The 18,834-nt window shown below is 63.9% G+C and carries 23 protein-coding genes, 1 tRNA gene and 2 pseudogenes; 15 read left to right on the top strand and 11 right to left on the bottom strand.

Going from position 1 to position 18,834, the window contains the following annotated elements; translation table 11 throughout:
- Positions 1-63: 63 nt before the first annotated feature.
- Complete coding sequence (locus ACQ86E_RS30375) at positions 64-282, bottom strand: hypothetical protein (protein WP_431203096.1); 219 nt, start codon at positions 280-282, stop codon at positions 64-66.
- Positions 283-516: 234 nt separating this feature from the next.
- On the opposite strand from ACQ86E_RS30375, the gene ACQ86E_RS30380 reads away from it, so the two are divergent.
- Positions 517-654, top strand: a complete 138-nt coding sequence (locus ACQ86E_RS30380; RefSeq protein WP_015686276.1) for a hypothetical protein — start codon at positions 517-519, stop codon at positions 652-654.
- A 706-nt stretch (positions 655-1,360) separates the two neighbouring features.
- Complete coding sequence (locus ACQ86E_RS30385; RefSeq protein ID WP_431203097.1) at positions 1,361-1,558, top strand: hypothetical protein; 198 nt, start codon at positions 1,361-1,363, stop codon at positions 1,556-1,558.
- On the opposite strand, the gene ACQ86E_RS30390 is transcribed toward ACQ86E_RS30385, so the two are convergent.
- Positions 1,555-1,680, bottom strand: a complete 126-nt coding sequence (locus ACQ86E_RS30390) for a hypothetical protein (RefSeq protein ID WP_431203098.1) — start codon at positions 1,678-1,680, stop codon at positions 1,555-1,557. The two genes, ACQ86E_RS30385 and ACQ86E_RS30390, sit on opposite strands and share 4 nt — an antisense overlap.
- 72 nt (positions 1,681-1,752) lie before the next feature.
- Entirely contained in the window at positions 1,753-2,172 is a 420-nt protein-coding gene (locus tag ACQ86E_RS30395) for a hypothetical protein (RefSeq protein WP_431203099.1), read from the bottom strand.
- Positions 2,173-2,264: 92 nt separating this feature from the next.
- On the opposite strand from ACQ86E_RS30395, the gene ACQ86E_RS30400 reads away from it, so the two are divergent.
- Positions 2,265-2,555: a hypothetical protein gene (locus ACQ86E_RS30400; RefSeq protein ID WP_431203100.1), complete on the top strand. Its 291-nt coding sequence runs from the start codon at positions 2,265-2,267 to the stop codon at positions 2,553-2,555.
- 63 nt (positions 2,556-2,618) lie between these two features.
- Here ACQ86E_RS30400 and ACQ86E_RS30405 read toward each other — a convergent pair whose 3' ends face one another.
- Positions 2,619-2,783: a hypothetical protein gene (locus ACQ86E_RS30405; protein WP_431203101.1), complete on the bottom strand. Its 165-nt coding sequence runs from the start codon at positions 2,781-2,783 to the stop codon at positions 2,619-2,621.
- Positions 2,784-3,070: 287 nt separating this feature from the next.
- Here ACQ86E_RS30405 and ACQ86E_RS30410 point away from each other — a divergent pair, with 287 nt between their 5' ends.
- The 4 genes and pseudogenes from ACQ86E_RS30410 (at position 3,071) to ACQ86E_RS30425 (ending at position 5,486) form a co-directional block, all read left to right on the top strand.
- Positions 3,071-3,832 (top strand): Sir2 family NAD-dependent protein deacetylase, encoded by a 762-nt coding sequence (locus ACQ86E_RS30410; RefSeq protein WP_431203102.1) that lies wholly within the window; start codon positions 3,071-3,073, stop codon positions 3,830-3,832.
- A gap of 199 nt (positions 3,833-4,031) precedes the next feature.
- Complete coding sequence (locus ACQ86E_RS30415) at positions 4,032-4,694, top strand: cold-shock protein (protein ID WP_431203103.1); 663 nt, start codon at positions 4,032-4,034, stop codon at positions 4,692-4,694.
- A 135-nt stretch (positions 4,695-4,829) separates the two neighbouring features.
- Positions 4,830-5,323 (top strand): annotated as a pseudogene (locus ACQ86E_RS30420) (DUF192 domain-containing protein).
- Positions 5,324-5,409: 86 nt separating this feature from the next.
- Positions 5,410-5,486: transfer RNA gene (locus ACQ86E_RS30425), tRNA-Pro, on the top strand.
- A 49-nt stretch (positions 5,487-5,535) separates the two neighbouring features.
- Here the strand turns inward: ACQ86E_RS30425 and ACQ86E_RS30430 are convergent.
- The 3 genes from ACQ86E_RS30430 to ACQ86E_RS30440 all read right to left on the bottom strand — a co-directional run bounded on the left by ACQ86E_RS30430 (position 5,536) and on the right by ACQ86E_RS30440 (position 6,827).
- A complete protein-coding gene (locus tag ACQ86E_RS30430; RefSeq protein ID WP_431203104.1) occupies positions 5,536-5,697 on the bottom strand; it encodes an RNA-binding protein in 162 nt (53 codons plus the stop codon).
- Between the two features lie 259 nt (positions 5,698-5,956).
- Positions 5,957-6,280, bottom strand: coding sequence for a hypothetical protein (locus ACQ86E_RS30435; protein WP_431203105.1), 324 nt, complete (start codon positions 6,278-6,280; stop codon positions 5,957-5,959).
- Positions 6,281-6,530: 250 nt separating this feature from the next.
- A complete protein-coding gene (locus tag ACQ86E_RS30440) occupies positions 6,531-6,827 on the bottom strand; it encodes a hypothetical protein (protein WP_431203106.1) in 297 nt (98 codons plus the stop codon).
- A 320-nt stretch (positions 6,828-7,147) separates the two neighbouring features.
- Here ACQ86E_RS30440 and ACQ86E_RS30445 point away from each other — a divergent pair, with 320 nt between their 5' ends.
- The gene (locus ACQ86E_RS30445) at positions 7,148-7,342 is read left to right on the top strand and encodes a hypothetical protein (protein ID WP_431203107.1); all 195 of its coding nucleotides are present in this window, start codon (positions 7,148-7,150) and stop codon (positions 7,340-7,342) included.
- Positions 7,343-7,378: 36 nt separating this feature from the next.
- Here the strand turns inward: ACQ86E_RS30445 and ACQ86E_RS30450 are convergent, their stop codons facing one another.
- A complete protein-coding gene (locus ACQ86E_RS30450) occupies positions 7,379-7,777 on the bottom strand; it encodes a translational machinery protein (protein ID WP_431203108.1) in 399 nt (132 codons plus the stop codon).
- 173 nt (positions 7,778-7,950) lie between these two features.
- Positions 7,951-9,129: an OpgC domain-containing protein gene (locus ACQ86E_RS30455; protein ID WP_431203109.1), complete on the bottom strand. Its 1,179-nt coding sequence runs from the start codon at positions 9,127-9,129 to the stop codon at positions 7,951-7,953.
- 261 nt (positions 9,130-9,390) lie between these two features.
- Here ACQ86E_RS30455 and ACQ86E_RS30460 point away from each other — a divergent pair, with 261 nt between their 5' ends.
- The 3 genes from ACQ86E_RS30460 to ACQ86E_RS30470 all read left to right on the top strand — a co-directional run bounded on the left by ACQ86E_RS30460 (position 9,391) and on the right by ACQ86E_RS30470 (position 10,915).
- Positions 9,391-9,696, top strand: a complete 306-nt coding sequence (locus ACQ86E_RS30460) for an ETC complex I subunit (RefSeq protein ID WP_018323123.1) — start codon at positions 9,391-9,393, stop codon at positions 9,694-9,696.
- A 201-nt stretch (positions 9,697-9,897) separates the two neighbouring features.
- A complete protein-coding gene (locus ACQ86E_RS30465; RefSeq protein ID WP_431203110.1) occupies positions 9,898-10,386 on the top strand; it encodes an Lrp/AsnC family transcriptional regulator in 489 nt (162 codons plus the stop codon).
- Between the two features lie 232 nt (positions 10,387-10,618).
- On the top strand, positions 10,619-10,915 hold the full coding sequence (locus tag ACQ86E_RS30470; RefSeq protein WP_431203111.1) for a DUF3551 domain-containing protein: 297 nt from the start codon (positions 10,619-10,621) through the stop codon (positions 10,913-10,915).
- A 73-nt stretch (positions 10,916-10,988) separates the two neighbouring features.
- Here ACQ86E_RS30470 and ACQ86E_RS30475 read toward each other — a convergent pair whose 3' ends face one another.
- Positions 10,989-12,017: an AraC family transcriptional regulator gene (locus ACQ86E_RS30475; RefSeq protein WP_431203112.1), complete on the bottom strand. Its 1,029-nt coding sequence runs from the start codon at positions 12,015-12,017 to the stop codon at positions 10,989-10,991.
- A gap of 144 nt (positions 12,018-12,161) precedes the next feature.
- Between ACQ86E_RS30475 and ACQ86E_RS30480 the strand changes: the two genes are divergently transcribed.
- From ACQ86E_RS30480 to ACQ86E_RS30495, 4 genes and pseudogenes are all read left to right on the top strand, one after another.
- Positions 12,162-13,289, top strand: a complete 1,128-nt coding sequence (locus tag ACQ86E_RS30480) for an isovaleryl-CoA dehydrogenase (RefSeq protein WP_431206604.1) — start codon at positions 12,162-12,164, stop codon at positions 13,287-13,289.
- Positions 13,290-13,359: 70 nt separating this feature from the next.
- A complete protein-coding gene (locus ACQ86E_RS30485) occupies positions 13,360-14,964 on the top strand; it encodes a carboxyl transferase domain-containing protein (protein ID WP_431203113.1) in 1,605 nt (534 codons plus the stop codon).
- A 4-nt stretch (positions 14,965-14,968) separates the two neighbouring features.
- Positions 14,969-16,971, top strand: a pseudogene (locus ACQ86E_RS30490) (acetyl/propionyl/methylcrotonyl-CoA carboxylase subunit alpha).
- A gap of 4 nt (positions 16,972-16,975) precedes the next feature.
- Positions 16,976-17,887 (top strand): hydroxymethylglutaryl-CoA lyase, encoded by a 912-nt coding sequence (locus ACQ86E_RS30495; protein ID WP_431203114.1) that lies wholly within the window; start codon positions 16,976-16,978, stop codon positions 17,885-17,887.
- A 6-nt stretch (positions 17,888-17,893) separates the two neighbouring features.
- Here the strand turns inward: ACQ86E_RS30495 and ACQ86E_RS30500 are convergent, their stop codons facing one another.
- The gene (locus tag ACQ86E_RS30500) at positions 17,894-18,820 is read right to left on the bottom strand and encodes a dihydrodipicolinate synthase family protein (protein WP_431203115.1); all 927 of its coding nucleotides are present in this window, start codon (positions 18,818-18,820) and stop codon (positions 17,894-17,896) included.
- Between the last annotated feature and the right edge of the window lie 14 nt (positions 18,821-18,834).

Genomic DNA, 18,834 nt, shown 5'->3' on the forward strand with positions numbered 1-18,834 from the left:
CTGAAATCTCCCTGACAATGCCGATGCGGGCAATTCGTTCCGCGCATGACGCGCAGGATCGCATCACGCGGTCACGTCGACGATGGCCGGCGTCTCCACCGCGCGCTTGCGCCAGACGATGAATTCCGTCTTTGCATTGAGCCAATCATATTCGCCGCCGCGGGCCTTCAGATGCTCGAGCGCCGCGCCATGCGCCGCCTCATCGTCGGCCGCCTCGACGATGATCTCGACCGTCTCCTCGATCTGCCTGACAACCTCGACCGCGTAGAATCTTCTTGGCATCTGCACCACCCTCGGCAGCGCTAACGGGAAGGGGCATCAAGGCGTTCCATGCGAGGTGCATCAAGGCGATCGCAGAGATCGTCCAGAATCGTGCGGCAAAGCGCGACCTCATCGCGAGGGCCGCCGCAGGCGGTGCCGCGCGATCGGCCGGGACGTCACGCGCAGAGGACTGGACTTTTTGTTCTTAGTTTGTTCTAGTGAGCCATCATCTTTGGAATCTCAGGGAGGTGACTCGTGACCGTCGAGAAACAGCGTGAAGTGATCAGGCTCTGGAATCAGCTCAGGAAGGTCGAAGGCCCGGCTGCGGAGGAGCTCCGCATCCAGATTCTCGAATGCTTCTCGGAGAAGGGCAAGGCGAAGCGAGCGGCGTGAGGAGCCCCGGCGAATGCCGATGGCGGGCGGCCATCGGCAAGCGCGATGCGTTGCGCAGCTTCACCGATCGTTAGGAGTTGCTTCGCGCCGATATTCCGACTCCGATTCGTTCTTTGAGAACGAAGTGGAGTTGGATGAAGAACAAGCCAAGGCTTCTGTGTCGATACGGGACGTTGCGCTCCAGCGACACATTCGTGATTCCTCGCACAGTCCCGTCCTCGGGCCATCATTATGCAATGGGCGAGGGAGAGCGACATGGATGTGTGCTGGTTTCTCGCCGAGATCGCCAAAGTGTTCTGGTACGACAGGCATCCACGGCTGCGCAAGGCAAGCCGTCGGTGCCGCAGGTGCCGCCGCCAAAGAGCAATGACGCCAAGTGAGGCGACATGTGATCGCAAGATGCGATCGCGTGCCTCCGCGATCTCTCGCGATGACTCGTCACCGCGCGCGATCCTCACGTCTTGTTAAGAGCTGCTCCGCGTCGGTTTCTTGGATTCCGATTCGTTCTTCGAGAACGAAATGGAGTCGAAGCTCGAACAAAGCCGGTCGCTCGCGGCGCGCGCAATGCCTAACGAAAACTTGCGCGAAAGCCGATAAGCCTATTCGGTTAGGTTAAATGTCCAATCGCGTTGCGCTGGCTGCGGGTTGGAGTAGGTGTCTGGCAAAGACAATCAAGAAGACGACTTTGCCAAGAAGCGATTTTGCCATGACACCTTTTTTAGAACCGTCCTTCCATCAAGGCGACCGGCACACCTACCGGCGCGTCGCCATCGTCGGCACGCTGTTCTGTCTCGCCTTCGTGGTGATCAGCGTCTCGCTGAGGCCGCAGGTCGAAGACACGCGGGTCGCGGTCAAGGCCGACAGGCTGGTGCGCACGGCAGGCCAGCCGCCACACGCGAACTAGCGCCCGCCGCCACAGATCCGCTCGTCAGCCGAGACACCATCGGGCGCGGCGCCCCGGGTCGCCAGCGCGACGAAGCCGGCATAGCCGGACAAATTGAGCAGAACTTCGAGCCACACCGGCATGATGGACCTCCTCGCGTGAAGGCCCGGTCAACGTGCGCGCGCCGCGCATGTTCCGCTGACGGGCAATTCCGATCAAAGCGGGTTCGAGGGATCGAGCCGCCGGCCGAGGGTCGCAACGGTTTCCGTGGAGGGCGTATCCTTGAGGAATTCGGCAATGGCCCGCGCGAGTTCGCCGTCGCTCATCGGTGTCGGCGGCGGGCGCAGCGAACCGACACCGAAACTGCGGACGATCTCGTCGTAGTGCGGATCCCGGTTTTTGGGAACCAGCCTGCGGATGCGGGCGAGCAGTGCAGATATCGGCAATGTGTCCTCCTCGGCGTCCGCCCGTTGGCAGCCTTTAGTGTCTGCTGCCGTTCGTTCCCTGAAAACCAAAAACCCCGCCAGCACCGCGGAGGATGCTGGCGGGGTCTTCGTGCTGTCGCCTGGCCGGATGGCTGCGGCTTCCGCACTTGTGGCTGCAATCCAGGCGGCGTGATTTCGTTCCGTCTCCACCGCAATTATTTCGCCAGGGCGGGTTCCACGAACTGTGCGCAACCATCGCAGGCTCTCCGCGTTGTCCCAGCGAGATGCGAAGGAGAACAATCATGAAGAAAACACTGGCAGTTCTGGCCACCGTCGCCGCCGTTGGCGTCACCGCGGTTGCGGCGCCTGCGCCTGCCGAGGCGCGTGGTCGCGGCATCGGCCCGGGCCTTGCGTTCGGCCTTGCCGCCGGCGCGATCACCGCCGGCGCGGTCGCGGCGTCCCGTCCGTATGGTGGCTATTACGGTCCGGGCTACGGATACTATGGCGGCCCCGCCTATTACAGCCCGGGTCCTTACGCCTATTATGGTGGCGGCCCGTACTACCGGCATCGCCACTATTATCGTCACTGGTAACGGCTGAAGAATTGAAAAGCCCGGAGCGCCGCTCCGGGCTTTTTCATGCGTGGCGATCAGATCTTACGGCCACAGCGACGGCCGTTCCACCTTGCGCGCGTTGTCGAGCGTCGAGACGAAATACTCTTCGCGCTCGCGCTTGAATTTTTCCTGGGTGGCACGGAAGGCGGCGACACGGGCGGCGATCTCTTCGCGTTCGCGGATCTTGCGTTGTTCATCCTCTGACATGTGAATCCCCTCTACACCTGAGCATGTGCACTACCGAACTCAAGCTCTGCCGCCGCAAATCACTTTGAGTCGCATTCAACACATGCATTGGCGCTTCTGATTGGGGCGTCAATGGGGAGGAGGCATTGCAGGATTGTGATAAGCGAAGGTCGGAAGAAATTGCCGCCCAGGATGCGATTCACATTTTGCCGTCTTGCCTCGCGTTTCTTTTCGCGGTGGATAAGAGCGTCAACAATCTTGTCGCTTGCGCATCTGGCCGCTAGCGCAAACCAAATCGGGAGACCGCGATGATTGCATCGGATCTTCGCAGCGGCGTCGAACGGCTCGGCGACATGATCGCCGAAGCCAGGACCATCGTGCCGTTCACCGGCGCCGGCATCTCGACCGAATGCGGCATCCCCGACTTCCGTTCGCCGGGCGGAATTTGGACGCGCTACCGTCCGATCGAGTTCGGCGAGTTCGTCGGCAGCCAGGATGCGCGCGCCGAATCCTGGCGCCGCCGCTTTGCGATGGAGGAGGTCTTCGCGGCGGCGAGGCCTGGGCGCGGCCATCGGGCGCTGGCCTCGCTGTATCGCGCCGGCAAGATCCCCGCGGTCATCACCCAGAACATCGACAACCTGCACCAGGCCTCCGGCTTTGCCGCCGAGCACGTCGTTGAACTTCATGGAAATACAACTTACGCAAAATGCATCGGATGTGGGCAGTCCTATCCGCTCGACTGGGTGAAGCAGCGGTTCGACCAGGACGGCGCCGCGCCGAACTGCACGATTTGCGACGAGCCGGTGAAGACGGCGACGATCTCGTTCGGCCAGATGATGCCGGAGGATGAAATGCAGCGCGCGACACTGCTGTCGCAGGACTGCGATCTCTTCATCGCGATCGGTTCCTCGCTCGTCGTATGGCCGGCGGCGGGGTTTCCGATGATGGCGAAGAACAACGGTGCTCGTTTGGTGATCATCAATCGCGAACCGACCGATCAGGACGACATCGCCGATCTCGTCATCCGCCACGACATCGGCGAAACCCTCGGGCCCTTCGTCGGCAATTGAGGCGTCAGTTTGATTCGCGGCTGTGCAAGCTGTTCATAGGTTCCGACGAGATCTCTTTTTTGTCTATGCCTCGCAACCGGGAGTGTTATCTTTTGAGTCGGAAGATTCGCGTCGCGTCGAATTGAGAACATTCTCTAAAGACGCGTGATTCGACGCCGCCAATCAGGCGGGTTGCATGGGATGTGTGGGGTCCGGGGTTATGGGGTCGTCGGACGGATTTGAGTCCAAGAAGCTCGGGGTTCCCGGGCAGGGCGCATCGCCGGGGCGGTTGACGCCCGGCGAACAGGGCGCCGCCGGTCGCGATGGTGTGCTCAGTCCCTTCAGTGGACTTGGCGAGGCCAGCGCCAATCTCGTCGAGGTCCACGGCGTCATCAAATGGTTCGACGCCTCCAAGGGCTACGGCTTCATCGTTCCCGACAATGGCTGGCCCGACGTGCTCCTGCACGTTACCGTGCTTAGGCGCGACGGTTTCCAGACCGCGTATGAGGGCGCCCGCATCGTCGTCGAATGCATCCAGCGCGCCAAGGGCTACCAGGCGTTCCGCGTCGTCTCGATGGACGAGTCGACCGCGATCCATCCGGCCCAGATGCTGCCGCCGCGCACCCATGTCACGGTGACCGCGACCAGCGGGCTCGAGCGGGCCCAGGTCAAATGGTTCAACCGGCTGCGTGGCTTCGGCTTCCTGACCTGCGGCGAGGGAACGCCCGACATCTTCGTGCACATGGAGACGCTGCGCCGCTTCGGCATGACGGAATTGCGGCCTGGCCAATATGTCCTGGTCCGCTTCGGGCCCGGCTCCAAGGGCATGATGGCGGCCGAGATCCATCCCGAGACGGGATCGCCGGGACTTTCGTCCCACTAGCAGGTCGCCGTCGCGCCCATTCGCCAATTCCCGCAATCGTGAGCAGAGGTGCGCCGGCGAGCTGGCGCTCCTCTTTCTTTTCCGCCGACCGCCGCGTAAGGACTGTCGCAGTCCCACGCTCCGAGTGCACTTCCGATGCGGTTTGCCATCTATCCTGACCGAGATGCCGTCTGGTCCGTAGCAAGGGGCTGGCTTGCCGCCATCCTCGTCGTCGTCTTTGCCGTCGCGGGCACACCCGTCGGTGCCGCCAGCTTCCAGCCGCTCGAGATCGTCACCAGGAACGGCGTGCAGGTGTTCTCGGTGGAAATTGCCACCACCGAGAAGGAGAAGGAGACCGGCCTGATGTACCGCAAGGAACTGGCCGACGGCAAAGGCATGCTGTTCGACTTCAATCCCGAGCAGGAGGTGTCGATGTGGATGAAGAACACCTATGTCTCCCTCGACATGATCTTCATCCGCGCCGATGGTCGCATCCTGCGCATCGCCGAGAACACCGAGCCGATGTCGACCAGGATCATTTCGTCCCAGGGCCCGGCCCGGGCCGTTCTGGAAGTGGTGGCGGGAACGGCGCAGAAATACGGCATCCGTCCCGGCGACCGCGTCGGCCACCCCTGTTCGGCAGCAAGTAAGCGCCCAATAGGACCCCAAATAAGATCTATGGGCCAGCCTTGCTGGCCGCTTTGGAAGCGTGTATCGACGGGGCTCGCCGGACATTCGGGGTATAGCGCAGCCTGGTAGCGCGGCAGTTTTGGGTACTGCAGGTCGTTGGTTCGAATCCAGCTGCCCCGACCAGTCCCGGCTCGATATCCCTAGGTTGCGCTCGAGGCTTTCAAGGGCGACCTCAGAACAACAGCCAGCCCGCAAGGCGCCAGGCCATCCAGGCGAGGGCGCCGATCCAGCCCAGCATCGCAATTCCGGCCACGCCGAGTCCGCAGAGCGCGAACAGCGAGTTTCCACTCTCCAGTGTGTCCTGGAGTTTCTCAGTCGTATCAATCTGACTCACAGCATCCCCCTGCCTTGCGGCCTGCTGTTCATTGGTCTCCGCTCGCTCGTGAAAATTCACCGTCCACGCTCCTGCTCACACGGACGTGAGACGAGATGACTGTCCATCCACCGCGGGCGACCGCCGGTAGCGACCGCGCGCGGCTTCCCCGGATAGGTGGGAAAAAGCGGCAACTCGCGGCCGGGTGATTGGTTGCCGTCCCGGGAGCGGGAATGCGCGCTGCATCGGTGCTTTTTCGCAGCGGCAACGCCTGCTTCGGTCACCCGCTGCGTTGAACGGAGAGCCGGGCGGCCGATCGGCGTGATGCCCGTGGTTTACCTGCAAGCGAGGCTTTCATGTCGATCAGTGCGATTGCATCATCCAGCGCGGCGGTGACGGCTTCAACGTCCCAGCCGACGGCAACAAATTCATCTTCGGTGGCATCGTCGACGTCGTCGACGGCAGCCACATCGGAGACGTCAGCGGCTTCATCCTCGCAATCGGCGGACAGCAGCTCGGGCTCGAGCGGCGGCGGCGGTTCGAGCAAGTCCATCGTCAGCGAGGTCTCCATCACCATCGACGGCATCACCACCACGACGATCACCTATTCCGACGGCACGACGGAGGTCGAGACCTCTGCGAGTGCGCAAGCCAGTCAAGGTCATCAGCCGGGACAGACCTACAACGCGCAAGGCGCGCTCGGCGGCGATGCCCAAAGCACGTCCGGCGCCGGCGTCTGAGCCGGTCCCCGATTGCGGGGCGGACTGTGGCGTCCCGGCATGCGTGTGTTCCGCGCCCAAAGCCTGAGCGCTTGTTCTGATGAAAACGCCACTTCTGCGCGATATTTCAAGGGATTATGGCCAGCGGAGCGGCGCAAAATTGCCAAAACCGATCGAACCTTTGGCTGTCGCCGTAGACCAATCAGTATTGGGGGATTTCAGCGCCCAATACCTAACGGACGCCGCCAAGCGATGATATTCCGCTTGCGCGGCGTTGCGCTTTCCTGGGATCAGTTCGTTGCGTACCAGCCGAACGGAAACGGCAGGAACGGCCAGACGATCTGGTTGTCGTTGGCTGCCCTGGGGAGCTGCTGGACGGACATCCTGATGGGCGGAGCTGGCGGCGTCGATCGCACCGCCAAGCTTAGCCATGGACACTGCAAATTCATTTTGGTCGCCCCGATCCCGTCAATTCTTTTCAAAAATGTCAGTTCAAAATCGCTTCACGCCCAAACGGCGCGCTCATTCTCAAATCACGCATGCATTCTAGGAAAATCGACGCGGGCTTTCAACCGGTCTGGCCCGCTGTACACGGGAAGTAAGGTTGACCGGTTAGGTTAAGGCCGAGCGGTTGTTGCGGCCGTTTCGGCGGCTGTTATCAGATCGGTCCCGGCTCGCGACGGCTGCCTGAAATCCGTGCTCACACAGCAGCACGGTTCGTCGCGGCGCTCGTATCCTGTGAGTTCTGCGTCATGTCTTTCGATCGCAACGACCGAACCGTCAGTCGGCAGTCGAGCTGGACCGAGATCTGGCATCTCTGGACCGTGGTCCTGCCGCGCCGCTCGATCAACGGGCAGCTCGTCTATGGCAAGGTCTGGCGCCGCCACGACGGCCGCGACTGGATCTACAAGAAGTTCACGGAGTTCGACAGCGAAGAGGCGGCCTAGAAGACCGCCTCGTCTTAGTCCGGTGCTGCTCGGAGGCTACCCCGGAGCCTGCACACGCGGCAGCGGCAATTTGAAATGCCGTTTCGCATAGGCGACGATTTCGTTGTCCGAGGGATGATCGGCCGCTTCCACCGCGACGATCCGCTTGGCTATCTCGGGCGCGTGTGCGCGAATGTGGCTGGCGAGCTCCGTCTTCGCGCTTGCCGGTCCGATGATCAGGACTTCCCCGGCATCGGAGAGCGCTTTGGTCACGTCGGTGTAGAACGGCTTGTTGGGAGCGGCATGACCGCTGCCGATCTCGTTGGCCTTGTGATGAAGATGACGCGTCGCCAGTTGCGGATGCAGCGTAACTTCGTCGGAGCCGTTCAAGCCGAGATGAAAGATCTTGGCCTGGGAATGGTCGATCCAGACCACGGCGTGAAAATGAGAGGGCATGTGTTTGGGCCTTGTCCAGGGGAAGACGCCGACTTTGATGTGGCGGCGCATGTCGGGCCGACACTAGGCCGGCCGGCGGCCCCTTTGGTTGACGCAGGTCAATCGGATCCGGACCAGCCGGAAACGGAACGGCCAACCCCACGACGCGCCTGGAGGGCAGGCGCGTCGCGGGCTCATGCGGCCTTGGCGGTCGACGCGGCCACCGGCTTGGCCGGCGGCGGCTTCAGCGGCTTGTCCTGCTTCTTCGACCACGAGATATAGTAGGCGACCGTGGTCATGATCGCGATGCCGGCGACGCTGACGAAGATCTGTGCCAGCAGCGAGCCCGAGCTCATCGACAGTTCGAAATGGCCGACGAAGGACAGGAACACGCCGACGCAGAACACGGCGAGCGACTGCTGGCCGCAGACGATCAGCGGGTCGAACACTTTCCACTCCAGGCCCGGCCACTCCTTCGGGACGAAGCGGATCACCATGATCACGATCACGACGAAGTGGATGAAGCGATAGGGCGCAAGGTTGGTCTTGTCGTTCGGGTTGAACGCAGAGAACAGCCATTCCGGGAACATGCCGCCGAGGGTCGGGAAGCGGCCCGCCATGGTCATGACCAGCGCGAAGATAAGATAGCCGATGCAGAGCCAGAGCGTGATCGGCGAATTGATTATCGTCATCGAGCGCCGTGCCCCGCCCATCGCGCACCAGGCGCCGAACACGAACAGCACCTGCCAGGCATATGGGTTGAAATACCACTGGCCGGCCGGATAGGCGGTCAGATTCAGGCCATAGTGGCGCGCGGTGAGCCACAGCACGATCGACAGTGCCATCGTCAGATCGGGCTTGCGCAGCATGAACCACAGCACCGGCGGAAACAGCCCCATCAGCACGATGTAGAGCGGCAGCACGTCGAGATTGAGCGGCTTGAAGCGCAGGAACAGGCCCTGGCGCAGCGTCTCCGTGGCGTTGTCGACGAGGCCGGCGACGTTGAACTCGTTGATCATCTCGGAGTCGCCGAAGCGCAGCGCCAGATAGCTGATCGAGGCGATGTAGATCACGAACAGGATGATATGGGCGACGTAGAGCTGCCAGACCCGCTTGGTGAGCCGGGTCGCGCCGACGATGAAGCCGCGCTCCAGCATCATTCGCGCATAGACGAACGAGGCGGTGTAGCCGGAGATGAAGACGAACAGGTCGGCGGCATCGGAAAAGCCGTAATTTCGGGTCGTGATCCAGTTCACGACGTTGTCGGGGATATGGTCGAGGAAGATCGCCCAGTTCGCGACGCCGCGAAACAGGTCGAGCCTGAGGTCGCGGCCTTTCTCGGGAAGGGTGGCGCTGATGTTCAGGAAGGCCATGCGAGGGGGCTTTCGGAGGGGACGGTTACGCTAGGGGCGGTTAGGCGGTGCTGCCGGGTGGGGATCCCGGCGCGGAAGGCGGGTACGCAATTGTCACGGTGCAGCATAATGACTATACCGTCGGTGAGAGGCGACCCGGGGACCGGAATCACTGATCAGTTCCCGAAAGGTGCTTCTATACTATCTATCCCCACGGTTTCCACCACTGCCACCGTGACGCATCGAATTCGAACGAAAAGACGAAGAGGGCCCGGACAGCCAATGACCGCACGCATTTTCAAGCCCGCCAAGAACGCGATGCAATCCGGCCGGTCAAAGACCAAGGAATGGCAGCTGGACTACGAGCCGGAGCAGCCGCGCGCGGTCGAGCCGCTGATGGGCTGGACCTCGTCCGGCGACATGAAGCAGCAGATCACCCTGCGCTTCCATTCCAAGGAAGAGGCGGTCGCCTATTGCGAACGCAAGGGCATCGCCTACCAGGTCATCGAGCCCCAGGATTCGATCCGCCGGCCGGTCGCCTATGCGGACAATTTCTCGTTCCGGCGCGGCGAGCCCTGGACGCATTGAGCCCAGCCAGACTCTATCGAGGCGTCATGCCCGGGCTTGTCCCGGGCATCCACGTTTTGGGGCCGTTGAAAGAACGGGGATGGCCGGGACAAGCCCGGGCATGACGACGGGAGCGGCCAATCGCCGAGCTCACGAACTCTTGGCACCATTACCGCCGCGTGCTTCGCTGCCTCGCATGACACGACCATGACGAGGTGGGGGATGGCCGGGCGTGACCAGCTCGACGGCGTCGATCTGAAGATACTGTCCGAGCTCCAGCAGGACGGGCGTATCCGCAACAACGAGCTGGCGCTGCGGGTCGGCGTGTCTGCGCCGAACTGCCTGCGGCGATTGAGATCATTGTTCAGCCGCGGCGTGATCCGGGCGGTTCGCGCCGTCATCGACGAGCGGCGGCTCGGCTTCGAGGTGGTGTCGTTCGTCTCGATCCAGCTCGGCAGCCAGGCCCAACCGGTGCTGGAGGCGTTCGAGAGCTCGATCGCCGCGATCCCGCGCATCCAGCAGTGCTGGCGCATCTCGGGCGACACCGACTATCTGCTCAAATGCGTCGCGCCGAGCGTCGAAAGCATGCGCCAGCAATTGCTGCATTTCGCCGCGATGCCGAACGTGAAGAACGTGCGCAGCTTCCCGGTGCTGGGCGTCGCCAAGGATGTGCCGCTGCCGTTGCAGGAACTGGCGGCGCCGGCGACCTAGGTTGCGCGCAAAACACCAACTCAGGGAAGACGCGCTAAGGGACTAAAGTTTCGATTATTATGAATTGATGACTTAGTAACTCACGTAACTGAGACATGTGATCTGGGAAGTCCTGCGATGCGCCGTTCCGTGATTGCCGGAACCGGTGCGCCGCCTAGATGCAGGGTGTGAACCTCAGCGTGTGTCGCATGCCGGGATTCTTTTGTGGGACCCTCAAGCAGGAAAAGACAACATGACCTCGACCTCGAAGACGTTCGTCGCCTCCGCTGCGACGCTGTTCGCCTCTGCGTTTCTCATGATGACCGCGCCGGCTGCCAGGGCCGACGATTACTGCATCACCAACGGCGCCCAGGCCGCGCATGGCTGCGGCTATCCGACCATGGAAGCCTGCCGGCAGGCGTCCGGCGGGATCGGCGGCTCGTGCTCGCAGGCCGGTAGCGCCAAGACCAATGACGCGCTTGCCTTCCAGCCCAAACACACGCGGTCGCGTACCAAGCTTCGCTCGGGCGGCCAGACCAACTCGAATTAGGTCGAACCAAGTCGATATCAGCGTAAATGCGGCCTCTGCGTTCGATCGCGGAGGCCGTACGCGCTGGTATGGCTCAACGATAGCGCCCACGAAACTCGCGTGGGCTGGAGCCGGTCCAGCTGCGGAATGCACGGGAAAAACTCTTCTCGTTGCGGAAGCCGGCGATCTCCGCGATGCGCTTGATCGGCGCACGCCCGCGTATCAGCTCCTGTTTCGCCAGTTCGAACTTTGCCTCTTCCTTGAGATCACGCAGCGAGGTTGCTTCCTCGCGCAGGCGCCGATGCATGGTGCGGGTTGATAACGCCAGCTCGCTTGCGACATCCTCGGCGCCGAGACTGCGGCCGCGCCCGTTGCGAAGCACACGGCGAACGCGCTCGACGAGCAGCCGGTCGCGCCTGTAAGGCAGCACGGTCAGCCGCAACGCGCCCTTGAGCATGCTGTCGAGATCGGCCGCACTGCGCGTGAACGGCAGCGAAAGATAGTGCTTGTCGAAGACGATGCGGGCGCTGCCCGCATCGAAGCTCAGGTTCTTGCAGAAGATGGTCGGATAGACCGAGACATGGCTGGGCTCGGCAAAGGGAAATTCCGCCGCGCGCAGCGCGATGGCGGAATCGACCGCCCAGCAGGAGAAGCCGAGCACGTAGCGGAGCAGGGTGACCAGGCAGAATTCGCGCAACGGGCCAAGGTCGCGCTGCTCGCGGATGGAGATGGTCGCGGTCTCGTCGCCAACCGCGAGCTCGAACAGCACGTCCTCGGTCAGCAGGCGGTGATGCCGGCACCAGCGTTTGAGGGCGACTTCGAGATTAGGCGCCGTGATCGAGGCGCGGCACAGCATGCCATAGGTTCCGAAAGGAAGCCGGCGCGAGAACCATCCGAGCGCCTCGTCGTCGAGCTCACGCATGGCGTGGCCGGCCAATGCCTCGAACTGGGCCGCCGTGATACGTCCGTCCCCGGAATGAACGAGGTCTTCGGTGACCTGGCCCTTGCCCAAGGCCTCGGCCGCGTCCCGCCCGTAGCGGGCATAGGCGGCGACCACGCCGCGGACGAAGGCGGCGGGGGTCATGGCGCGGCGGGGCATCGCGGTTGCGGCTTGAAAAGGCATGAAAAATCCTCGCCAAACTTGGCGGAAAATGCAACCTTTTCGACCGCCAGGGCGCCCGGACGGAGGTAGGTTCGGGCGATAAAAGACGGAGGAAGCGCCTTGAACATCCCGAGCATCGACTTCGATCTGGGCGAAGACATCAGCATGCTGCGCGACACCGTGCGCGCCTTCGTGGAGGCGGAGATCACGCCGCGCGCCGCAGAGATCGAAAAGGCCAATCTGTTTCCGGCCGACCTCTGGAAGCGCCTCGGCGACCTCGGCCTGCACGGCATGACCGCGCCGGAGCAATATGGCGGCTCGAACATGGGCTATCTCGCCCACATCATTGCCATGGAAGAGGTGTCGCGCGGCTCGGCTGCCGTCGGTCTGTCCTACGGCGCCCACTCCAACCTCTGCGTCAACCAGATCCGCCGCAACGGCAACGACGAGCAGCGGCAGCGCTACCTGCCAAAACTGATCTCCGGCGAGTATGTCGGGGCGCTCGCGATGTCCGAGCCCGGCGCGGGATCGGACGTGGTCTCGATGAAGCTGCGCGCTGACAAGCGCGGCGACCGCTATGTGCTCAACGGCTCCAAGATGTGGATCACGAATGGCGGCGATGCCGACGTGCTGGTGGTCTACGCCAAGACCGATCCGGAAGCCGGCCCGCGCGGCATGACCGCCTTCCTGGTCGAGAAGGGTTTCAAGGGTTTCACCCACGGCCAGCATCTCGACAAGCTCGGCATGCGCGGTTCCAACACCTATCCGCTGTTCTTCGACGAGTGCGAGGTGCCTGCGGAAAACGTACTCGGCAAGGTGGGCGAGGGCGTCAGGGTGCTGATGTCCGGCCTCGACTATGAGCGCACGGTGCTCTCGGGCGGCCCGCTCGGGATCATGGCCGCCTGCATGGACGCCGTGGTGCCCTACATGCACGAGCGCAAGCAGTTCGGCCAGCCGATCGGCGACTTCCAGCTGATGCAGGGCAAGCTCGCCGACATGTATGCGACCTGGCAGGCCACGCGGGCCTATGTCTATGCGGTCGGGCGCGCCTGCGACCGCGCCGACCATGCGCGCACGTTGCGCAAGGATGCCGCCGCTGCGATCCTTTATTCCGCCGAGAAGGCGACGTGGATGGCGGGCGAGGCGATCCAGGCGCTTGGCGGCGTCGGCTACACCAGCGAATTTCCGGTGGGACGCCTCTGGCGCGACGCCAAGCTGTACGAGATCGGCGCCGGCACCTCGGAGGTGCGCCGCATGCTGATCGGCCGCGAGTTGATGGCGGAAACGGCCTAAGCTTCCACTCGTATCGAACTTCCGCGCGCTGTCGCGGCCTCTCATCACGTCACCAGAAACGCGGGACCATATGCCGCTTCATTCCAGTATCGATCCTTCTTCGTCGGATTTCGCCCGCAACGCCGAAGCCATGCGCGGCCTCGTCGCCGATCTCCGTGAAAAGCTCAGCCAGGTCGCCGGCGGCGGCGGCGAGGTCTCGCGCAACCGCCACACCGCGCGCGGCAAGATGCTGGCGCGCGAGCGCGTCGACCTGCTGGTCGATCCCGGGACCTCGTTCCTGGAGCTGTCGCCGCTCGCGGCCTATGGCCTCTATGGCGGAGACGTGCATTCGGCGAGCGTCGTCACGGGGGTGGGGCGAATCGCGGGCCGCGAATGCGTGATCGTCGCCAATGATGCCACCATCAAGGGCGGCACCTACTATCCGATGACGGTGAAGAAGCATCTGCGCGCGCAGGACGTGGCGCGGCAGAACAATCTTCCCTGCGTCTACATGGTGGATTCCGGCGGCGCCTTCCTGCCGCTGCAGGACGAGATCTTTCCGGACGAGCGGCATTTCGGCCGCATCTTCTACAACCAGGCGCAGATGTCGTCGCAGGGCATCCCGCAGATCGCGATCGTGATGGGCTCCTGCACGGCGGGCGGCGCCTATGTGCCGGCGATGTCGGACGAGAGCATCATCGTGCGCAATCAGGGCACCATCTTCCTTGGTGGCCCGCCGCTGGTGAAGGCTGCAACCGGCGAGGTCGTGACCGCCGAGGAACTCGGCGGCGCCGACGTGCATTCGCGGCAGTCGGGCGTGACCGATCACTATGCCCAGAACGATGCCCATGCGATCGGCATCGCCCGGCGCATCGTCGGCACGCTGAAGCCGTCCACGCGGCCGAATCTCAACATGCATCCGCCGCGCGATCCGCTGTTCGCGGCGGAGGAGATCTACGGCGTGGTGCCCGTCGATGGCAGGAAGCCGTTCGACGTGCGCGACATCATCGCGCGTGTCGTCGACGGCTCGGAATTCGACGAGTTCAAGAAGCTCTACGGTACGACGCTGGTGTGCGGCTTCGCCCATGTCTGGGGTTTTCCGGTCGGCATCATCGCCAACAACGGCATCCTGTTCAGCGAGAGCTCGCTCAAGGGCGCCCATTTCATCGAGCTGTGCTGCCAGCGCGGCATTCCGCTGGTGTTCCTGCAGAACATCACGGGTTTCATGGTCGGCAAGAAGTACGAGGCCGGCGGCATCGCGCGCGACGGCGCCAAGCTGGTCACCGCGGTTGCGACCGCCTCTGTGCCGAAATTCACCGTCGTGATCGGCGGCTCCTACGGCGCCGGCAATTACGGCATGTGCGGCCGCGCCTATTCGCCGCGCTTCCTGTGGATGTGGCCGAATGCGCGCATCTCGGTGATGGGCGGCGAGCAGGCCTCGATGGTGCTGAGCCAGGTCCGCCGCGACAATATCGAGGCCAAGGGCGACAGCTGGTCCAAGGACGAGGAAGATAAATTCCGTGAGCCGATTCGCGCGCAGTATGACAGCCAGGGGCATCCCTACTACGCCACCGCGCGTCTCTGGGACGACGGCGTAATCGACCCGGCCGACACACGGCTCGTGCTCGGCCTTGGCCTCTCGGCGGCGTCGAATGCGCCGATCGAGCCCACGAAATTCGGCCTGTTCAGGATGTGATGCGATGGACCGCTCAAAGCTCTACCGGCGTTTTCGCACGCTTCTGATCGCCAACCGCGGCGAGATCGCCTGCCGCGTCATCCGCACCGCGCGCGCCATGGGCCTGCGCACGGTCGCGGTCTATTCGGAGGCCGATCGCGACGCGATGCATGTCGCGCTCGCCGACGAGGCCGTGCTGCTCGGGCCGGCACGGGCCCGCGACAGCTACCTCAACGTCGAACGGCTGATCGAGGCCGCCCGCAAGACCGGTGCCGAGGCCGTGCATCCCGGCTACGGTTTCCTGTCGGAGAATGCCGAATTCGCGCAGGCGTGTTTCGATGCCGGCCTGGTCTTCGTCGGTCCGACCGCCGACATGATGAATGCGATGGGCTCGAAGTCAGGCTCGAAGGCGCTGATGGAAAAGGCCGGCGTGCCGCTGGTGCCGGGCTACCACGGTGATGCGCAGGACGATGCGACGCTGGCGAAGGCGGCCGAGAAGGCCGGCTTCCCCATCCTGGTGAAGGCTTCCGCAGGCGGCGGCGGTCGCGGCATGCGGATCGTGCGCTCGGCCGACGAGCTTGGCCCCGCGATCGTCAGCGCCAAGCGCGAGGCCAAGGCCGCGTTCGGCGACGACCGCATGCTGATCGAGAAATATGTCGACAATCCCCGCCACATTGAGGTGCAGATCATCGGCGACAGCCACGGCAATCTGCTGTCGCTGTTCGAACGCGAATGCACGTTGCAGCGCCGGCACCAGAAGGTGATCGAGGAGGCGCCGTCGCCGACGCTCAATCCTGCCCAGCGCGAGACGGTCTGCGCCGCCGCGCGAAAGGCGGCGGGCGCGGTGAACTATGTCGGTGCCGGCACGATCGAGTTCGTCTCCGACGGCAAGGACGTGTTCTTCATCGAAATGAACACGCGCCTCCAGGTCGAGCATCCCGTGACCGAACTGATCACCGGGATTGACCTCGTCGAATGGCAGCTGCGCGTCGCCTTCGGCGAGGCGTTGCCGCTGAAGCAGGACGAGATCCGGCTCAACGGCCATGCCGTCGAGGCGCGCGTCTATGCCGAAAACCCGACCAGGAACTTCATGCCGTCGGTCGGCAGGATCTCGACCTGGCGTCTGCCGGCGGAAGGCGGGGCCTGCGCATCGACGCCGGCTATCGCGAGGGCGATAGCGTCTCGCCGTATTACGACGCCATGCTGGCCAAGATGATCGCGTGGGCGCCGACGCGGGATGTTGCGATCGAGCGGCTGAACCGCGGGCTGGAGGATTCCGACGTTCGCGGCATCGTCACCAACATTCCGTTCCTGTCGGCGCTGATCACGCATCCAGAAGTGCGGGCGAATGCGATCGATACTGGCTTCATCGAACGCGAGCTGGCGGTCCTGACGCAGGCCACGCCCGCACCCGACGAATTCGAATTGTGTGCCGCAGTGGCCGCGATCGTGAACGGCGAGCGGCAAGCCGCGGAGACGGACGCGAAGTCACCCTGGCAGACCTTTGGCTGGATGCCGGTCGGCAGGCGCCAGCGCAATTTCGTCTTCCGGGTGGGCAATGGCACGGAGCAAAAGGTCACACTGAACTACGGCAGCGGCCCGTCGACGCTGGTGATCGGCGAGCGCGAGGTGGCGTTTGCGCTCGTACCGAAGGCGGGGGGCTTCGATCTGACGCTCGATGGCGTCAAATCGCAGGTCGCGGCCGTGATCGACGGCCACGAGCTATATCTGCGCACGCGCAACGGCCGTTTCGACCTGCATTGGGTCGATCCGTTTGGCGGCGAGACCGAGGAGCAGACCGGTGCGGACAAGATCGCAGCGCCGCTGCCGGGCACGGTGGTCGCCGTGCTCGCCGAGGAGGGGGCAACGCTCGAGAAGGGCGCGCCGATCCTTACCCTGGAGGTGATGAAGATGGAGCAGACGCTGCGCGCGCCCTATGCCGGCGTGCTGAAGTCCATCAAATGCAAGGTCGGCGACATCGTGCAGGAAGGCGTCGAGCTCGCCGTCGTCGAGTCGGCGGGTGAGTGACGCCATGAGCGATCCCGTCCGCATCATCGAAATGGGGCCGCGCGACGGCCTCCAGAACGAGAAGATTCCGGTCAGCGTCGAGGCCCGCATCGCGTTCATCGAGGCGCTGGTGGCGGCCGGCCTCACCACCGTCGAGGTCGGCGCTTTCGTCTCGTCGAAGGCGATCCCGCAGATGACGAGCTCCGATTCGGTGCTGCGCGGCGTCGCCCACGTGACGGGCGCAGAATTCCACGTGCTTGTACCGAACGAGAAGGGCTATGACGCCGCGCGCGTGGCAGGCGCCAGCGTCGTCTCCGTGTTCGCCGCAGCGTCGGAAGGCTTTTCACGTGCCAATATCAACTGCACGGTCGCGGAGTCGATCGAGCGGTTCAAGCCGGTGCTGGCGCGCGCCAAGGCCGACGGCGTGCCGGTGCGCGGCTATATCTCCTGCGTGCTGGGCTGTCCGTTCGACGGTGAGATCAAGCCGAAGGCGGTTGCGGATCTCGCCAGCACGCTGTGGGAGCTCGGCTGCTACGAAATCTCGCTCGGCGATACCATCGGCGTCGGCACGCCGACCAAGGCGAAAGACATGCTGCGCGCCGTGAGCGCCAACATTCCCGCCGCCAACCTCGCGATGCACTTTCACGACACCTACGGCCAGGCGCTCGCTAATCTCTATGCCGGCCTGGAGGAGGGCGTCCGCGTCATCGATGCTGCCGCCGGCGGCCTCGGCGGCTGTCCCTATGCCCCCGGCGCGACCGGCAATGTCGCGACCGAGGATGTCGTCTACATGCTCGAAGGCATGGGCGTCAGGACCGGCGTGGATATGGACAAGCTGCTGGCCGCAACCAACGTGATGAGCGGCGTGCTGGGCAAGCCGCCCGTGAGCCGCGTGGCCTCCGCGTTGAACGCGAAGAAGAAGCGGGCGACGGCGTAAGAGTCGCTATGCCGCCTTCAACCCGACATCCGGCAGGCGCGGCCGGCTCTTGAGGGCTTTGGTCATCATGGCCTCGACCTCGGCCTTTTCCTCCGGCAGCAGTGCGAGGCGGGGCGGGCGGGTCAGCGCGGTACCGCGGCCCATGATGTGCTCGCACAGCTTGATGCACTGGACGAGGTCCGGGCGGGCGTCGAGGTGCAGCAGCGGCATGAACCATTCGTAGATCGGCATGGCCTCGGCAAAGCGGCCGGCCTTGGCGAGGCGGAACAGTGTCTCGCCCTCGCGCGGGAACGCGTTGGACATGCCGGAGACCCAGCCGACCGCGCCCATGGCGATGCTCTCGACGATGACGTCGTCGAGGCCTGCGAACAGCACGAAGCGGTCGCCGACCATGTTCCTGGTGTCGATGAAGCGCCGCGTGTCGCCGGAGGAATCCTTGAAGCAGACCACGGTCTCGACATCGGCAAGCGTGACCAGGATGTCGGGGGTGACGTCGTTCTTGTAGATCGGCGGATTGTTGTAGAGCATCACGGGCAGGTCGGTCGCGCTGGCGACGGCGCGGAAATGCGCGGCGGTCTCGTGCGGCTTGGAGGAATAGACCAGGGCCGGCATCACCATGACGCCGTCGATGCCGACGCGCGCGGCCTCCTTGGCCGTCTCGACCGCGAAGGCCGTCGTGAACTCGGCGATGCCGCACAGGACGGGCACGCGGCCGGCGGCGACGGACTTGGCCGTCTCCATGATCGCGATCTTCTCCTTGCGCTCCAGCGAGGTGTTCTCGCCGACCGAGCCGCAGACGATCAGGCCGGAGACGCCGTCGCGGATCAGCCCGTCCATGACCTTCGCGGTCGCGTCGATGTCGAGCGAGAGATCGTCGTGGAATTGCGTGGTGACGGCCGGGAAGACGCCTTCCCAGGAAACGCGGCGGCTCATGATGTGACTCCAAG

Origin of the sequence: Bradyrhizobium betae (assembly GCF_050632175.1) — a bacterium.
GTDB classification, from domain to species: Bacteria; Pseudomonadota; Alphaproteobacteria; order Rhizobiales; family Xanthobacteraceae; genus Bradyrhizobium; species Bradyrhizobium betae_B.

What these genes read in the sequence shown, in the direction of transcription:
- ACQ86E_RS30375 (WP_431203096.1), bottom strand. Translation starts at nt 282, where the DNA reads ATGCCAAGAAGATTCTACGCGGTCGAGGTTGTCAGGCAGATCGAGGAG.
- ACQ86E_RS30445 (WP_431203107.1), top strand. Translation starts at nt 7,148, where the DNA reads ATGTCTTTCGATCGCAACGACCGAACCGTCAGTCGGCAGTCGAGCTGG.
- ACQ86E_RS30390 (WP_431203098.1), bottom strand. Translation starts at nt 1,680, where the DNA reads ATGCCGGTGTGGCTCGAAGTTCTGCTCAATTTGTCCGGCTATGCCGGC.
- ACQ86E_RS30465 (WP_431203110.1), top strand. Translation starts at nt 9,898, where the DNA reads ATGGCCGGGCGTGACCAGCTCGACGGCGTCGATCTGAAGATACTGTCC.
- ACQ86E_RS30500 (WP_431203115.1), bottom strand. Translation starts at nt 18,820, where the DNA reads ATGAGCCGCCGCGTTTCCTGGGAAGGCGTCTTCCCGGCCGTCACCACG.
- ACQ86E_RS30455 (WP_431203109.1), bottom strand. Translation starts at nt 9,129, where the DNA reads ATGGCCTTCCTGAACATCAGCGCCACCCTTCCCGAGAAAGGCCGCGAC.
- ACQ86E_RS30415 (WP_431203103.1), top strand. Translation starts at nt 4,032, where the DNA reads ATGGGGTCGTCGGACGGATTTGAGTCCAAGAAGCTCGGGGTTCCCGGG.
- ACQ86E_RS30480 (WP_431206604.1), top strand. Translation starts at nt 12,162, where the DNA reads ATGCTGCGCGACACCGTGCGCGCCTTCGTGGAGGCGGAGATCACGCCG.
- ACQ86E_RS30385 (WP_431203097.1), top strand. Translation starts at nt 1,361, where the DNA reads ATGACACCTTTTTTAGAACCGTCCTTCCATCAAGGCGACCGGCACACC.
- ACQ86E_RS30495 (WP_431203114.1), top strand. Translation starts at nt 16,976, where the DNA reads ATGAGCGATCCCGTCCGCATCATCGAAATGGGGCCGCGCGACGGCCTC.
- ACQ86E_RS30475 (WP_431203112.1), bottom strand. Translation starts at nt 12,017, where the DNA reads ATGCCTTTTCAAGCCGCAACCGCGATGCCCCGCCGCGCCATGACCCCC.
- ACQ86E_RS30410 (WP_431203102.1), top strand. Translation starts at nt 3,071, where the DNA reads ATGATTGCATCGGATCTTCGCAGCGGCGTCGAACGGCTCGGCGACATG.
- ACQ86E_RS30405 (WP_431203101.1), bottom strand. Translation starts at nt 2,783, where the DNA reads ATGTCAGAGGATGAACAACGCAAGATCCGCGAACGCGAAGAGATCGCC.
- ACQ86E_RS30400 (WP_431203100.1), top strand. Translation starts at nt 2,265, where the DNA reads ATGAAGAAAACACTGGCAGTTCTGGCCACCGTCGCCGCCGTTGGCGTC.
- ACQ86E_RS30460 (WP_018323123.1), top strand. Translation starts at nt 9,391, where the DNA reads ATGACCGCACGCATTTTCAAGCCCGCCAAGAACGCGATGCAATCCGGC.
- ACQ86E_RS30485 (WP_431203113.1), top strand. Translation starts at nt 13,360, where the DNA reads ATGCCGCTTCATTCCAGTATCGATCCTTCTTCGTCGGATTTCGCCCGC.
- ACQ86E_RS30450 (WP_431203108.1), bottom strand. Translation starts at nt 7,777, where the DNA reads ATGCCCTCTCATTTTCACGCCGTGGTCTGGATCGACCATTCCCAGGCC.
- ACQ86E_RS30440 (WP_431203106.1), bottom strand. Translation starts at nt 6,827, where the DNA reads ATGGCTAAGCTTGGCGGTGCGATCGACGCCGCCAGCTCCGCCCATCAG.
- ACQ86E_RS30470 (WP_431203111.1), top strand. Translation starts at nt 10,619, where the DNA reads ATGACCTCGACCTCGAAGACGTTCGTCGCCTCCGCTGCGACGCTGTTC.